11 protein-coding genes and 1 pseudogene are annotated in these 14939 nt (G+C 61.7%); 6 read left to right on the plus strand and 6 right to left on the minus strand.

The annotated features are described in order from the left end of the window. Position 1: 1 nt before the first annotated feature. Genes rnr through UNPA324_RS30305 form a run of 3 tightly spaced genes read left to right on the plus strand, consistent with a single transcriptional unit; the run spans position 2 to position 3571 of the window. Positions 2-2353 (plus strand): ribonuclease R, encoded by a 2352-nt coding sequence (gene rnr, locus UNPA324_RS30295; RefSeq protein WP_141937585.1) that lies wholly within the window; start codon positions 2-4, stop codon positions 2351-2353. Further along, the gene (locus UNPA324_RS30300; RefSeq protein WP_141937587.1) at positions 2347-2787 is read left to right on the plus strand and encodes a DUF983 domain-containing protein; all 441 of its coding nucleotides are present in this window, start codon (positions 2347-2349) and stop codon (positions 2785-2787) included. Before rnr ends, UNPA324_RS30300 begins: the two co-directional genes overlap by 7 nt. A 31-nt stretch (positions 2788-2818) precedes the next feature. Next, entirely contained in the window at positions 2819-3571 is a 753-nt protein-coding gene (locus UNPA324_RS30305) for an NUDIX hydrolase (protein ID WP_141937589.1), read from the plus strand. Positions 3572-3580: 9 nt separating this feature from the next. Here the strand turns inward: UNPA324_RS30305 and UNPA324_RS30310 are convergent, their stop codons facing one another. After that, a complete protein-coding gene (locus UNPA324_RS30310; RefSeq protein WP_181769570.1) occupies positions 3581-4120 on the minus strand; it encodes a hypothetical protein in 540 nt (179 codons plus the stop codon). A 244-nt stretch (positions 4121-4364) separates the two neighbouring features. On the opposite strand from UNPA324_RS30310, the gene UNPA324_RS30315 reads away from it, so the two are divergent. The 3 genes from UNPA324_RS30315 (at position 4365) to UNPA324_RS35410 (ending at position 7651) form a co-directional block, all read left to right on the plus strand. Continuing rightward, the gene (locus tag UNPA324_RS30315; protein WP_141937593.1) at positions 4365-5690 is read left to right on the plus strand and encodes an LLM class flavin-dependent oxidoreductase; all 1326 of its coding nucleotides are present in this window, start codon (positions 4365-4367) and stop codon (positions 5688-5690) included. 125 nt (positions 5691-5815) lie between these two features. Further along, on the plus strand, positions 5816-5983 hold the full coding sequence (gene rpmG, locus UNPA324_RS30320; protein WP_007603295.1) for a 50S ribosomal protein L33: 168 nt from the start codon (positions 5816-5818) through the stop codon (positions 5981-5983). A gap of 1326 nt (positions 5984-7309) precedes the next feature. Then, the gene (locus UNPA324_RS35410) at positions 7310-7651 is read left to right on the plus strand and encodes a hypothetical protein (protein ID WP_181769571.1); all 342 of its coding nucleotides are present in this window, start codon (positions 7310-7312) and stop codon (positions 7649-7651) included. 87 nt (positions 7652-7738) lie between these two features. Here UNPA324_RS35410 and UNPA324_RS30335 read toward each other — a convergent pair whose 3' ends face one another. From UNPA324_RS30335 to UNPA324_RS30355, 5 genes and pseudogenes are all read right to left on the minus strand, one after another. Next, on the minus strand, positions 7739-9019 hold the full coding sequence (locus UNPA324_RS30335; protein WP_128920567.1) for an amidohydrolase family protein: 1281 nt from the start codon (positions 9017-9019) through the stop codon (positions 7739-7741). A gap of 294 nt (positions 9020-9313) precedes the next feature. Further along, on the minus strand, positions 9314-9823 hold the full coding sequence (locus UNPA324_RS30340; protein WP_128920566.1) for a DUF2867 domain-containing protein: 510 nt from the start codon (positions 9821-9823) through the stop codon (positions 9314-9316). A gap of 372 nt (positions 9824-10195) precedes the next feature. Continuing rightward, a complete protein-coding gene (locus tag UNPA324_RS30345) occupies positions 10196-11287 on the minus strand; it encodes a TRAP transporter substrate-binding protein (RefSeq protein WP_128920565.1) in 1092 nt (363 codons plus the stop codon). Between the two features lie 232 nt (positions 11288-11519). Further along, a pseudogene (locus UNPA324_RS30350) lies at positions 11520-11740 on the minus strand (response regulator transcription factor); the annotation flags it as partial. Then, complete coding sequence (locus UNPA324_RS30355; RefSeq protein ID WP_246667247.1) at positions 11737-14892, minus strand: GAF domain-containing sensor histidine kinase; 3156 nt, start codon at positions 14890-14892, stop codon at positions 11737-11739. The pseudogene UNPA324_RS30350 and the gene UNPA324_RS30355, both read right to left, overlap by 4 nt. Between the last annotated feature and the right edge of the window lie 47 nt (positions 14893-14939).

The raw sequence follows: 14939 nt of genomic DNA on the forward strand, positions 1-14939 counted from the left end.
AGTGAAACGCAAGAATGACCATGGCTTTCCCGACAGGCAAGCCATCGTCGCCTTCATCAAGGCAAATCAAGGAAAGGCCGGAACCCGCGAAATTGCACGCGAGTTCGGCCTGAAGAACGCCGATCGCGTCGAGCTCAAGCGCATGCTGCGCGAGCTTGCCGACGACGGCACCATCAAGAAGAAGCGCCATACGGTGTCCGAACCGGACAGCCTGCCGCCGACGCTGGTCGCCGACATTACGGGGCGCGACTCCGACGGTGAGCTGATCGCCTCCCCGACCGAATGGGATGAGGTCGAGAGCGGCGAGCCTCCTAAAATCCGTATCCAGATGCCGCGCCGGCCAAAGCCCGGCACCGTCGCCGGCGTTCGCGATCGCGTGCTGTTGCGCGTCGAGCGCTCGGACGAGACCGAAGGCCCGGCCTATCTCGGCCACATCATCAAGGTCTTCGACAAGACCAAGACCCGTATCCTCGGCGTCTTCCGCAGCCTTCCCGATGGCGGCGGACGCCTCGTGCCCGTCGACAAGAAGTCCGCCGACCGGGAGCTGAACATCGCTCCAGCCGATACGCACGGCGCACAGGATGGCGACCTCGTCAGCGTCGACATCGTGCGCACCCGCAGCTTTGGCCTGGCGTCAGGCCGGGTCAAGGAGAAGCTCGGCTCGGTCAAGTCGGAGAAGGCGATCAGTCTGATCGCGATCTACGCCCATGACATTCCGCTGCAATTCTCCTCCACTGCGGAGCGCGAGGCGGAAGCCGCAGAGCCCGCCAACCTTAGGGGACGCGAGGACTGGCGCGACGTGCCGCTCGTCACCATCGATCCCCCGGATGCGAAGGATCATGACGACGCGGTGCATGCGCAGGCCGACGACGATCCCAACAACAAAGGCGGCTTCATCGTCAATGTCGCCATTGCCGATGTCAGCTTCTACGTGCGGCCGGGCTCGGCGCTCGACCGCGACGCGCTCGATCGCGGCAACTCGGTCTATTTCCCCGACCGCGTCGTTCCGATGCTGCCCGAGCGGATCTCGAACAATCTCTGCTCGCTAGTGCCGGGCGAGCCGCGCGGCGCGCTCGCGGTGCGCATGGTGCTCGGCCCCGATGGCCGCAAGCGCTCGCATACGTTCCACCGCATCCTGATGCGCTCGGCGGCAAAGCTCGCTTACGCGCAGGCACAGGCTGCGATCGACGGTCGGCCGGACGATGTCACGGGCCCCCTGCTCGATCCGATATTGCGGCCGCTCTATGCCGCCTATGCCTGCGCCAAGCGCGCGCGCGACGAGCGCGATCCGCTCAATCTCGATCTGCCCGAGCGCAAGATCCTGCTGAAGAGCGACGGCACGGTCGACCGCGTCGTGGTGCCGGAGCGTCTCGATGCGCACAAGCTGATCGAGGAGTTCATGATCCTCGCCAACGTCGCCGCTGCGGAGACGCTGGAGAAGAAATCACTGCCGCTGATCTACCGCGTGCATGACGAGCCGACGCTGGAAAAGGTCCACGCGCTCTCTGAGTTCCTGGAGACGCTCGACGTCCCCTTCGCCAAATCAGGTGCGCTGCGACCGACGCTGTTCAACCGCGTGCTGGCCCAGCTCGAAGGTCACGACTATTACCCGCTGGTGAGCGAGGTGGTGCTGCGCGCCCAGGCGCAGGCGGAATACTCCTCGGAGAATTACGGGCACTTCGGCTTGAATTTGCGGCGCTACGCGCATTTCACTTCGCCGATCCGCCGCTATGCCGACCTCGTCGTGCACCGCGCCCTGGTCCGCGCACTGGGCTTGGGCGAAGGCGCCCTGCCCGACAGCGAGACGCCGGAAACCTTAAGCGAGGTCGCAGCTCATATTTCGCTGACCGAGCGGCGCGCCATGAAGGCGGAGCGCGAGACCGTCGATCGCCTGATCGCCCATCACCTCGCCGACCGCATCGGCGCCAGCTTCCAGGGCCGCGTCTCCGGGGTCACCCGCGCCGGCCTGTTCGTCAAGCTGAGCGAGACCGGCGCCGACGGATTGATCCCGATCCGATCCCTCGGCACGGAATATTTCAACTATGACGAGAGCCGCCATGCGCTGATCGGCACGCGCAGCGGCACCATGTATCAGCTCGGTGATGTCGTCGATGTCCGCCTGATTGAAGCGGCCCCCATCGCCGGCGCACTGCGCTTCGAGCTGCTGTCATCCTCAAGCGAGACCGCGCCGCGCGACCGCAGGCGACCTGGACCACAACGCCGTCCCTCGTTCAAGGCACATCCTGGGCGCAGCCCGGACAAAAAACGCAAGCCGGCCAAGCCAAAATCCGGCAAGGCTGGGAAGGGCAAAGGAAAGAACAAGGGCAAAGGCAAGAAAGGCAAGGCATGGTGACGATGAGCACGGCCCCAAAGATCTGGACGCGCGAGACGGGGCTCGTCGAGAAGCGCGATCTGTGGACGGCGATGAGGCGCGGCTTTCGCGGCCGCTGCCCGCGCTGCGGCGAGGGAAAGCTGTTCCGCGCTTTCCTGAAGACGGCCGACAATTGCGCCAAATGCGACCTCGATTTCACCCCGCACCGCGCCGACGATCTGCCCGCCTATCTCGTCATCGTCATCGTCGGCCACATCGTCGTGCCGGGTGTTTTGTGGATCGAGACCAATTACACCACGCCGGTCTGGATCAGCTTCGCCGCCTATCTGCCCTTCACCTTCGTCGCCTCGCTCGCCCTGCTGCAGCCGGTGAAGGGAGCTGTGGTCGGCTTGCAATGGGCTCTGCGCATGCACGGGTTTGACGAGACCCCTCCCGATGGTATTCCGCCGGTGTAAGCAAATAAGCAAGAACGACCTGGGTGAGGACATGACGGATATTGCGCCGGTTGCGGAGAAGACAAAGGTCCACGAAGAAAAGGAAGCCGATCATCATCCCTATTTCCGTCCGAAGGATGCGGCGACGCTGATCCTCGTCGATCGCAGCGGCGCCATTCCGAAAGTTCTGGTCGGCAAGCGCCACGACAAGGTGGTGTTCATGCCCGGCAAGTTCGTCTTCCCGGGCGGGCGCGTCGACAAAGCCGACTACCGCGTGCCGTGTGCTGCGCCCATCACGGCCGAACTGGAAGCCAATCTTGCCAAGGGTAGCCCGAAGACCCCCGCCTCACGCGCGAAATCGCTCGCCATTGCCGCGATCCGCGAGGCCTGCGAAGAGACCGGTCTCTGCCTCGGCCGCAAGACCGAGGCCAAGCTGACGAAGCTCGATGGTCCGTGGAAGCCGTTCGCGGATGCAGGTCTCCTGCCCGATCCGTCCAGCCTGTTCCTAATCGCGCGCGCGATCACCCCGCCCGGCCGCGTCAAGCGGTTCGACACGCGCTTCTTCACTGCGGATGCCTCCGCGATCACTCACCGCATCGACGGCGTGATCCATGCCGATGCCGAACTGGTCGAATTGGTCTGGGTGGAGCTCGGCTCGAAGCCGCTCGCCGATCTGCATCCGATGACGCGCAACGTGCTCAACGAGCTCGACAGCCGCCTTGCCACCGGCCCACTCCGCCACGACGCGCCGGTGCCGTTCTTCCATTTCTACGGCGGCAAGATGCAGAAGGATTTTTTGGGCTGATCGTGCGGATCAGTCCGCGTCCGGCTCGGTGCCGACATAGTCGCGCGCCGGCAGTTTCAGGAGGCGGCCGATCTCGCTCGCGAGCTTGTCCGCCTCGTCCCGCCTGGTGAAGCTCTGAAGCGTGATCGGCTCGGTGCCCTTGTTGCCACAGAGATTGACGTCGTAGGTCGTCGCTTGCGGATCGTAGTCGTCGTTGATGCTGACGAAATGGTAGTCGGCGAGATCGCGCGAGGAGCGGATATTCAGCGGACCGAACTGCCTGGTGATGACGATCTGGCGCAGCGTCTCGTTGAGCACGACGAAATAGCGGAACGTGAGCAGGATGAGTCCGGGGATCCCGACGAGGAGCCCGAGCCCGGCGAACACCAGCACCGGCACGAGATCATCGGCGAGCCTTCCGAAGCCGAAAAAATCCTGGCGCAGGCCGAGCGCAACGTTCCACAGCAGATAACTACTTGCCGCCAGCAGCGGCAGCGACAGCAGCCGGCCGACCCAGGGCATGGGACGGTCGATGCGGATTGTGCCGTCTACTGTCATTGCGCCGGCCACTGAAGCGTCTCCTCGGAAGCGAAGGTTGAGGCTTGGTCGGGCCGAACGGCGGATCGGTTCGATTCGGAACGACCCGCCCTCCGCTGTCATTCCGGGGCGCGCGCCAAGTGGCGACCCCGCAATGACGCGATTGTGCTGAGCGTGTCGCGAAAAACAAAAAATTCTTCCTGCCTCCCCCAATGGCGGAGTTCCCCGGCATGCCTATGTCTTCCCCCAACGACACCCAGAACGGACTTCGCGCGCGATGGCACAACGGCAACTCAAGCTTGGCGCGTTCATGCGCCCGATCAGCATCCACACCGGCGCCTGGCGCTATCCCGGGGCCTGGCCCGATGCCAATTTCAACTTCGGTCACATCAAGCAGCTGATCCGGAAGCTCGAGGCCGGCAAGTTCGATGCCTTCTTCATGGCCGATCACCTCGCCGTGCTGAACATGCCGGTCAACGCCCTCAAGCGCAGCCACACCGTGACGTCGTTCGAGCCGTTCACGCTGCTGTCGGCGCTCTCGGCGGTCACCGAGCGCATCGGCCTGATCGCGACCGGCTCGACCACGTTCGACGAGCCCTATCACGTCGCGCGGCGCTTCGCCTCGCTCGACCATCTCAGCGGCGGCCGTGCCGGCTGGAACATCGTCACCACCTCGAACCCGGACGCGGCGCTGAATTTCGGCCTCGACGACCACATGGAGCATGCCGAGCGCTACAAGCGCGCCCGCGAGTTCTACGACGTGGTCACCGGCTTGTGGGATTCCTTCGCCGACGACGCCTTCGTGCGCGATGTCGAGAGCGGGTTGTTCTTCGATCCCGCGAAGATGCACACGCTCGACCACAACGGCAAATATCTGAAGGTACGCGGCCCCCTCAACATCGCAAGGCCCGTGCAGGGCTGGCCCGTGATCGTGCAGGCCGGCGCATCGGAAGATGGCAAGCAGCTCGCGGCCGAGACCGCGGAAGCCGTGTTCACCGGCGGCGGCAGCCTCGCCGACGGGCAGAAGCTCTATGCCGACATCAAGGGCCGCATGGAGAAGGTCGGCCGCGATCCCGAGCACCTCAAGATCCTGCCCGGCGCTTTCGTCGTGGTCGGCGACAGCGTCGATGAGGCCAAGGAGAAGCGCGCTTTGCTCGACAGCCGCGTGCATTACGACAGCGCCATCGCCTCGCTCTCCGTCATTCTCGGCACCGATGCCTCGGGCTTCGATCCTGATGGGCCCCTGCCCGAGATTCCCGAGACCAACGCCAGCAAGAGCGGCCGCCAGCGCATGGTCGACCTCGCCAAGCGCGACAAGCTCACCGTGCGCCAGCTCGCCCAGCGCGTCGGCGGCTATGGCGGGCTGTCCTTCGTCGGCACGGCCAAGACCATCGCCGACCAGATGGAGGAATGGCTGGTCGGGCGCGGCTCGGACGGCTTCAACATCATGTTCCCGTTCCTGCCCGCCGGCCTCGACGATTTCGTCGACAAGGTCGTCCCGGAGCTGCAGCGGCGCGGGATTTTCCGGAAAGAGTACGAAGGGGCCACTTTGCGGGAGAATCTGGGCCTGCCTCGGCCGAAAAACCGGTTCTTCGAGGCCTGATCGGGCCGATTTGGGTGGTTTTCAGAGTGTAAAACCTTGACATCAGGCGGTTTCTGGCTAGGTTGCCGGCCAACGCGGGCCGTTTGGCCGGCTCCAGATTCCCCTGATATTCTGAGGTTCAGAACATGGCCAAAGCGGTCACCATCAAGGTCAAGCTCGTGTCCTCGGCCGACACCGGCTTCTACTACGTCGCCAAGAAGAATTCGCGCACCATGACCGACAAGCTGGTCAAGAAGAAGTACGATCCGGTCGCGCGCAAGCACGTCGAATTCCGCGAAGCCAAGATCAAGTAAGATCGCGGATCAGCACTGCTGAGTTTCACGGGGCCCCTTCGGGCCCCGTTTTCGTTTTTGAGCCGCGTCTCCCGGACGCGCTGCAGAGTGCAACGTTGCTGCGCTGCCTCCGGGACCCAGAAAGCAACACAGCCCGCTGCGGAGACATGGGCCCGGCTCTGCCACCGCACCGGACGATGCTTCGCATCGCCAGGAGCGCCGCGTCCGGGCACGAGAACGAATTGACGTGCTCCACCTCGCCTGACCACCATAGTCAACGATTGGTCACACGGCTCCTCAACCTTCGATTGATCAACCTCAAATGTATGTTACCGTGCAATTACCGGCACGGCATTTCCGTGCCGGCATTGGAAGGACATGGTCATGAGATTGTCATCGAGCCTTATCGTGCCTTCAACCATCGCAGCCCTGTCAACCGTCTTGCTGTGCGCCCCGGCAGCATCGCAAATCCCAACCGGCTCCGCCACCTCGCTTCCTCCCATCACGGTCGACGCGCCGAAACAGGTGGCAAAGCCGCATGTGTCGGAGCGGGGAGCAAACACAACGGCGCCGCGTCGGACTGCGTCAACAGCTCGAACGTCAATCGCGCGCACAACTTCGTATGCACCGGGCTCGCCAATGGCGCGGATTGCCGGCTTGGAGAAAGTCGCAAGCAGCTGCAACGGTGGCTGTGCAACAAGCTTCCGACAGGGCAATGAGCCGTGGATTGGATGCAGCGAGTCGGGCGGCGGTCTGAACTATGGGCCTTTCTCGCCAACGTGCCGAGACACCATCACCCATAAATCCTACGAGGCTTGCGTCGAGACCAAGGTGTTCCTCGGCGAGTTTCGAAACAGAGCCCATTGGTTCTGCAGCAGCCTCGCCGCCGGCAACAGGTTCAAGGTCGCCGATCTTAAGCGGTCAGGACGCGCGCGCTAGTTCTTTCTCTCCAAAGATCTTGTGCTGCGGTTGAGCGCGAGCTCTCTCGTATCCCGAACACGGTGCAGCGCCATCAGCACGTTCACGCGCGTCTTCGACACGCTATGGCGCTGCTCCTGAGAGCCGTGACCCAGAAAGCAACACGGCGCACTGCTGAGGCATGGGCCCCGGCTCTGCAGCGCATCGCACCGGACGATGCTTCGCATCGCGGCGTCTTAGCTGCACGTGTCCGGCTACTTCAGAGCCAGGCTGCTACAGTACCATGGAATGTCGTTAGGTCTCCACCCCATCAGCATCGACGTCGCCCGGCACTCTTCGTAGGTCTTGAAATTACCGACGTTTCTGCACGTCGGCGACAGAGCCGGATAGGAAGATATCGAGCAGCCGTGCCAGGGAGCGGTTCCGGATTTGAAGCTCGTGGAGCAACCTCCGACGCAGCTGCCCGTGATGCTCGCGTACCTTGCGAGCTTTGCCGAATCCGAGATCGGCGCCGCCAAGATCGTTCCAACGGTCGTCGTCGTGGGGCTGCTGACAGTGTGTCGCGCAACTACGTGCTGCTTCGCCTTTGACCTGAGCGTTGGAGCCTCGACGGTGACGTCGGGAAGCGTCGTTGTTGGCTGCGACAGGGCCGGACTGCCTGATCCGAGGATCATCAAGGCAATGCAAGACAGCGGGGCCGACACACGCGGCGAGAAGCTCATGGCTACGTCTCCCTATGCAACCCAACCCGACGATACCACCTTTCGTTGAATGCAACAAGATTGTCGCGGACGTAGTCCCGCAACTTTGATGGACCTCGATCACGCGCGTCGCACACGTTCAGCGTCGGCCGGCTCGCTATCTGACTGCGAACGGCGCCTGATAGGGCCGGCCGAAGGGCACCCCGTTGATGACGGTCTGAATCGGCTTGAGATAGGCCTTGCCGTCCCTCTTGTTGTTGCGGGTGTCGACGAAGCTCACCGGCCCTTCCACCAGCTCCATGATGGCGACGTCGCCGGGCGCACCGACTTGCAGCGTGCCGATCTTCGGCGCGCGGTCGATGATCTTCGCCGGGGCAGTGGTGGCCATCGCAACCACCTGCTCCAGCGTGAAGCCGAGGATCATGAACTTGCTCATCACGTTGGGCAGGAACGGAATGCCTGGCGAATTGCCGGAGAAGACATGAATGTCGGAGGAGATCGTGTCCGGCGTGCATCCGCCGGGGATCGCGACTTCCGCCACGGTGAAATCGAAGCTGCCGCCGCCATGACCGACGTCGAAGATGACCCCACGCTGCTTGGCGGCGAGAGCCGCAGGCAGCAGCTTGCCGTCTTGAACGATGTTGGTGAAGACGTTGGACATGTTCGGAGCGCCTGAATAGGCGTGCGTCAGCACGTCGCCCGGGCGGAGCAGGTCGAGGATCTGCGACATCAGCTCCTTGGTCTCGACGCCGCCGATATGCACCATCATCTTGGCCGGCCAGCCGCACATCTCGCAAGCCTGGATGCCCCGCTTCAGCGGCTCGAGCCCGTGCTTGTAAATCACGTTCTCCGACATCCGCACTTTGACGCCGAGCAGGAAGTCGCGGTTCTCGGCGAGCGCCATCGCGCAGGCTTCGGTCTGTGCGACGTCGATATTGTACAGCTCGGCGGCCGGGAACGCCGACAGGCCGTTATTGGCGATATGGACGAAGGCGTACATCCGCGCCCGCGTTTGGGCCACGATGAACCGGCGCAGCGCCGCCAGATTGTTGACCCCGGCATCGCCTGCCGAGACGACGGTCGTCGTGGCCTGGAATTGCACCAGCTCGTCGGCGGGAATACCGATGGCCGAGCCGTAAGGGTAGACGTGACAATGCAGATCGATCAGACCGGGCATCACGAGCTTGCCTGACGCGTCGATGCTCTTCAGCGCGCGCTCGACGGGGATCGTCTCCTGGACCGTCTCGATCATGCCCCAGCGGATGCCGATATCGCGTCTGGCGCGCAGCGACTGGCTGGGATCGAGCACCTCGCCGCCGCGGATCACCAGATCGTACTTGTCGTTCGGCCCCATCGCGGCCCGCACTGGTGCGGCGAGGCCGACGGCTGCGGCGGATGTCGAAAGTGCCAGGAAATCGCGGCGTGACAACGCGGTCATGAGGTCCCCCCTGTGCTTTTTTGTTCGCGGCTTTGACGAGCAGCTCCGCCTCGCGCGGCAACGCAGGAATTCAGAATGAATCGATTGGAGCCGGAGACACGTCGCCCTGCGAGACCAATCCTATGACTGCAAACGAGCGCTGAGGAGCGGCAAAATTTTCGAGAACCGCATGAACCTTCTCGGACAAACGACGACTAAGCGACCGCATCCGCGGACATCGACGTCAAGATCCGCCAGGGCGCCAGAAACAGACTCGTTCGTCGACCGCAACAGGTCGCAACCGCTAAAGCATGCTTAACTCTTCATCGCTCTTGCCGCCTGTTCTAAACTGGCCGGCACAATCACGCGATGAAACGGTACTATCGTCGTAAGATAGATACGCCCCAATCGGTTATGGCAATGCACCACAGTGCCCGCGACCAGCTCGCGCCCATTTGCTGCATCGGGGCGAAGTTGAATGGTGACGCGGAAGTCGAGATGCCGGTCATCCGCGCCCACGACCAGCTCCGTCGCGCTCTTTGACAGCACCGGGAAGAAGCCGATAACCGGCCCGCGCGCCGCTGCGGCAAGACCGACGGCGCGCGACGATTTGACGCCGACCGTCGCCATCACGATATCGCGGACACGTGTGAGGGCACGAATCCACCACGCCTGTCGCTCGAGCGCGGCGCGAGCCAGCACCTCTACATCATCACTGGCGCCCGCCGGCAGTCGAATTGCAAAGGCATCCAAGAGATCCGCGCCCGCGTAAAGCGGCGTAAGCACACTGTTGCTCGGCATCGGCACGGCGCGCGCTTTGGTCATGGGATCAGGTACCGGATGCTTTGGAGGAGCGCAGTGCGGTTGGCGTTGCGGACGATCTTGCCACCGTAGTCCTTTTTATACCCACGCGCTCTGCATCGCAACAATCCTACGGCGCACATGTCCCAGTTGGGTCACAAGCTGTCGATCACGACCCTCCCATAGGCACTAGGAAACTGCCGAGCTGGTGGCTCATGAAAGGCGAGGCGTTGGAACGCAGTGCGTTGCGGCTAGGGGACGCGCCAGACGACTAGGCGCGTCCCAAGCAATGTCCGCTTTCGATGCAGAAGACGACGCTGAATGCGGACAGTTGGATGTCAGCCTAGGGCCAAATCCGGATATTCCGGTAAGTCAGATTTCAAACGCGCGGCTCGTTCAGCCCTTCGAACGCGTGCGGATCATGAATGTTTCATATGAATACTCCGCGATCTGCCACCAGAGATTCTCGTCGTTTCGAAAATCCATTTGCGAATCGTAGATCTTCTTGAAATCAGGGTTGGATGCGGAGGTTTCCGCATTGACCTCGTTCGAAGCCTTTAGGCACGCCTCCATCACCGCCTGGCTGAACGGACGCAGAAGGGTCCCGTTGGCGACCAGCCGTTTGATGGCCGCCGGATTGCGCGCATCGTAGCGCGCCTGAACATCCATGTTGGCATAGCCGCAGGCCAGAGTGAGGAGCGACTTGTAAGCCTTTGGCAGGGCGTTCCACTTGTCCAGGTTGATGAAGAAATGCAGCGCCGTGCCGCCTTCCCACCAGCCCGGATAATAGTAGTACCTCGCGACCTTGTAGAAGCCGAGCTTCTCGTCGTCATAGGGACCGACCCATTCAGTTGCGTCGATCGTGCCTTTTTCCAACGCGGGATAGATGTCGCCGCCTGCGATCTGCTGCGGGACCACGCCGAGCTTTGAAAGGGTCTTGCCCGCCCAACCGCCGATCCGCATCTTCAATCCGCTGAGATCTTCGACGTTATTGATCTCCTTGCGGAACCAGCCGCCCATCTGAGTGCCGGTATTGCCGCCCGCAATGCCGTATATGTTGTACTTCTTGCCGAACTCGTTGAGCATGTCCTGACCGCCGTGATCTTGAAACCATGCGTTCTGCTGGCGCGAGTTCAGGCCGAACGGTACCGAGCAATAGAGTGCGAAGGTCGGATCCTTGCCGATGAAATAATAGGCGGCGGTGTGGCACATTTCGACCGTTGAGTTGCTTACCGCATCGACCGCCTGCAAGGCAGGCACGATCTCGCCGCCTGCGAAGGGCTGAATCTGAAACTTGTTGTCGGTAGCTTCTGCAACATATTTTGCGATCGTCTCTGATGCACTGAAAGGCACGTCCAGTGACTTCGGCCAACTCGTGGTGCAGCGCCACTTCAGTTCAGGCATCGACTGAGCGATGGCTGGCGCAACAACGGCGGCGGACGCGGCGAGACCAGCGCCTGCCGTACTTAGAAATTGACGACGTTTCATGGCGTTCTCCCCTGTGGATGATTGCGCATTGAATAAAGCCGCGGCCCGCGGTCAGTTCGACGGCAGTGCTTCTCCGGGGATCAATTCTTTCCTGCGGGCCTTCTTGGATGAACCCGGCACATATCAATATATCAGACATTGGGATGCGCAGGAGATGCGGACAGCCGCCACCTGCAAGTCAAATAGGACCGGATGGATTGGGAAGCGGGCATGTTGCACTGCGGCAGTCTTGTGCCCTCACTTTCGGAAGCATCTCAGCCCTGTCATGCCTGGCATGTTGATGTCTGACAGGGTCAGAATCAGTGATGGGTCTGGGATCGCTCTCATCTGCTCCAGCGCGGACAAAGCAAACTGCATCACGAAGCGCCCCGATCGCAAGTCACGCCGAAAATGATGACGAAACATGCTTTCGACATCCAGCTCATCATCAACTACCATGATGTAGATGCTCACTTGGTCTCCCCAGGGGTGCCTTTGCGCTGACCCTTTCGTTGAAGTGTGAGAATGAACTCGGTGAACGCACCGGGTTCGCTCACGACCTCGATCGTCCCGCCGTGTTGCTTCACGACGATGTCGTGGCTTATGGACAGGCCAAGCCCTGTGCCTTCCCCCGCTGGCTTAGTGGTGAAAAATGGGTTGAACATCTTCTCCTTCACCTCGGGCGGGATACCGGTGCCGTTGTCGCGGATCCGGATCTCGACATGATCGCTGGCCCCGCGCGTGCTGGCGGTGATCATCGGCTCGAATTCGCCGCTGCCGTTGTCGACTTTGCGCTGGCCCACTGCGTAGAAGCCGTTGGAAAGCAAGTTGAGCAGCACGCGGGTGATTTCCTGCGGGAATACCTCGACCATACCGGCTTCCGAATCAAAGTCGCGCTGCAGCGCGACGTTGAACTGCGGCTTTTCGGCGCGCGCGCCGTGGTAGGCTAAATTGAGGCTCTCTTCGACTAGGTTGTTCACGTCAGTCAGCCGGTGCTCGCCGCTGCCTTCGCGCGAATGCAGCAGCATGTTCTTGACGATGGAATCGGCGCGCTTGCCGTGCTGGATGACCTTCTGCAGATTGTCCTTCAAAAGGCCTGTCAATTCGTCGACTTCGTCGCGGATATTACTGGTGAGACTGGCGGAGTTCAGAATATTGTTGAGCTCGTCCGTCAGTTCCGACGACAGCAGGGCGAAGTTGTTGACGAAGTTGAGCGGGTTCTTGATCTCATGCGCAATGCCGGCGGTGAGCTGTCCGAGTGAGGCAAGCTTTTCGGTCTGGATCAGCCGGTCCTGCGCTGTACGGAGGTCGTCGAGTGAGGCTGCAAGTTCCCGCGTGCGGGACTGTACTTCATCAAAGAGGCGCACATTCTCGATCGCGATGACGGCCTGATCGGCGAAGCTCGTAACGAGCTCGATTTGCTTTTCGCTGAATGGCCGGACTTCGCGACGTGCAAGGACAATGGCGCCGACCGGATTGCGTTCGCGTAGCAAGGGCACGCCAAGAAAGCTGCGCGGATTGCCGCTTAATTCCTGGCCTTCGAAAAAGTAATCAGTGTCTTCAAGCACATCGGTAACATGGACTATCTTGTCGCCGAGCAAAGTCCGGCCCGTGATGGTGCGCTTGTCGGGCCGGACCGGGAGATCCCTTACATACTCGGCGAATTCGGCTGGAAAGCCGTAGGAACCCGCCCGGAAATAAGCATCGCCGGTCTTGCGGGTGATCGCCGCCATATCGGCTTCGCATAGTCGCGCCGCCGATTCGACCAACGTATTGAGCACGGCCTGCAAGTCGAAGGCCGAGCGACTAATCACCTTGAGCACGTCGGCGGTCGCCGTCTGCTGTTGCAGCGACTCGCTCAAATCCTCGGTTCGCTTGCGCAGTTCGCTGAGCAACCGCGTGTTCTCGATGGCGATGACCGCCTGGGCAGCAAATTGCTGCAGGAGCGCGATCTGCTTTTCGGAAAAGCGCCGAATTTCCTGCCGGAAGATCATGACGTTGCCTACCACTCGCTCGTCGTTGAGTAACGGCACCGCGAGCAGGCAGCGTGCACCGCCGAGGTCGACCAGCGCCCGCCGGTTGGAATCTCCGCTGCGATAGGCGTCCGACTCGAGCAGGTCGGTGATTTCAACGAATGCTTCACCCTTCAAGAGGCGCGCGGGCGCTGTGGCAGGACCATATTGGAGAGGCTGCTTACGTCGAGCCTCATCGTATGCGGGGGGCAGACCATAAGTGGCCGCCGTGTAGAATTGCCTGCCATCGTAGGTGTTGAGCACGCCAAAACTAGCGCCGCAGAGCTGCATCGCCTTGCTCAGCATCGCGTCGAACACCGGTGCGAGATCGCCGGCCGATCGGCTGATAACGCTCAGCACTTCCGATGTTGCGGTCTGCTGCTCCAGCGATTCCGTCAACTCGTGCGTCCGCGCCTGCACCTCCTCGAAGAGGCGGACGTTGCCTATGGCGATTACCGCTTGATCGGCAAATGTTTGGAGCAAGGCAATCTGCTTGTCGCTGAACGGATTGACCTCCGACCGACGAAGCACGATCGCGCCGATGCTTTCGCCATCACGCAGCAGCGGCGTGCCAAGGAGTGTGCGGCAGCCATCGACACGTGACATTTCGCGCGCTATCGCGAAGTCCGTGCCTTCGGAAAGCACGTCGTGCACATGGACCGGGTGCCGGTCGGCCACGGCGCGGCCCGAGATCGAGGCCCGGTCATTGGACCAGCGCTTCTGATTCATGGCAATCGGGCCATGATGGGCACCAAGGTGTAGTTCGTCGGCTCCCTGGAGCACGATGACGGCGTCATAGGCCCCACAGAGCGCGCAGGCACTTTCGACGATCGCGTTGAGAACCGGCCCGACATCGGTCGGGGACGAGGCGATAACGCGGAGGATGTCGGCACTGCCTGTCTGGAACTGCAGTGCTTCGCTGAGATCATTCGTGCGCTGGCGCAACTCCTTCAGCAGCCTTGCGTTCTCGATTGCAATGACAGCTTGGGCTGAGAAATTCCGGACCAGCTCGATCTGCTTGCTTCCAAAAGACCGGACCTCCCGGCGGTAGATGGCAAAGGCGCCGACCAGTTTGTCATCCTTAAGCATTGGCACAAGTAGAAGGGTACGCGCTCCGGCGATGTCGACAAGCTCGGAGAATCGTGGGTCGCGATCGATGTAGCTTTGTTCGTTTCTGACGTCCGCAATGTGAATAACCTCTTTCGTGCGAATGACGCGGTTTAAGGGAACATCCGGATGGGGGTGACGGACCACCCCGCCGTGACGTCGCGCCTCAGCATAGGCCGGGGGAGCGCCATGCAGCGCGGCCGTGGCGAACTCCTTGCCATCGTAGAGAAACAAATTTCCGAACTCGGCTTGACAAAGCCGGAGCGCATTTTCGACCATCGCATTGAATACCGGTTCCAAATCGCCGGCCGATGAATTGATGACCCGTAGCACTTCAGCGGTGGCTTTCTCCCGCTCGAGCGCCTCATCGCGCTCGCGTCTTAAGCGTCTTTGCTGCGCGGTCGTCGCCAAACGATCGCCGGGCATCGCTTTGGATTTACTTGGCGTCGCCGCCTTGCCGCCGGCCGATTTACCGGGTTTGTAGCCCATACTTAAGCGTCGCTTCATTGTCTTCTCTGAAGGTACTGAGCCGCTCAACATGCCGGAAGCGCTCA

The organism is Bradyrhizobium sp. UNPA324 (genome assembly GCF_006658635.1).
GTDB classification, from domain to species: Bacteria; Pseudomonadota; Alphaproteobacteria; order Rhizobiales; family Xanthobacteraceae; genus Bradyrhizobium; species Bradyrhizobium nanningense.